This is a genomic window from Litorivita pollutaquae, from assembly GCF_003205515.1.
Lineage (GTDB): Bacteria > Pseudomonadota > Alphaproteobacteria > Rhodobacterales > Rhodobacteraceae > Litorivita > Litorivita pollutaquae.
This window is the reverse complement of sequence record NZ_KZ826507.1, coordinates 1-735: the sequence shown is the minus strand read 5'-3', so window position 1 is coordinate 735 and position 735 is coordinate 1. Positions and strand designations below refer to the sequence as shown.

Sequence of the window (735 nt, the reverse complement as noted above, 5' to 3'; positions counted from 1 at the left end):
ATACATTAACGGGTTCTACAATCCGCGCCGCCGACACTCAGCATTAGGCTGGAAAAGCCCGGTCGCTTTTGAACGGAAAGTGGCTTAAACGAGCACTTGGAGCGGCACAAAAGCGTGACAGGTCCAGGATGCCTACGAAACGTTCCGCATATCCTTTGAGCAGCACTTCAAAGCTAGTCAATCAGATGCACACAATGACTACGAAATGCGGACCCGTGGTATCCGAGAGCAGGAGAAGAAGAAAGAGAACCTGTTTGCGGCGCTGGAAAGCGGAACGCATAGCCCCGCACTGATTGAGCGCCTCAATGCAGTGGACCAAGAACTTACAGAAATGGTCGCAGCGCGGGAGGCGGCAGTCGTTAAACCGATTCCCCTCCCCGCGAATCTACCAGACGTGTATCGGCACTATGTTTCGGAGCTGGTTCAGACACTCACAAGCGAGAAGGTGGTGGGCCGCGCAGTTGATGAGATTCGTCAAATTATCGAACGTATCACTGTTAACTACGACAAAGGCACCAAGTCCCATACGATGGAAGTTGTTGGCGATATCGTTGAAATGCTGGGAAAATCAAACCTTTCGGACGCCGATGCGTATCGACAGTCCGAAAGTTCGATAAAGTTGGTTGCGGGAGTAGGATTTGAACCTACGACCTTCAGGTTATGAGCCTGACGAGCTACCGGGCTGCTCCATCCCGCGACGCTTTGCGGAGCGATTGCTCTGCTGTTCGCTGATCC

The 735-nt window shown here is 52.7% G+C and carries 1 tRNA gene; it reads right to left on the bottom strand.

Annotated elements, in window-relative coordinates:
- Positions 1-620 precede the first annotated feature (620 nt).
- A tRNA-Met gene (locus DI396_RS16360) sits at positions 621-697 on the bottom strand.
- Positions 698-735: the final 38 nt, after the last annotated feature.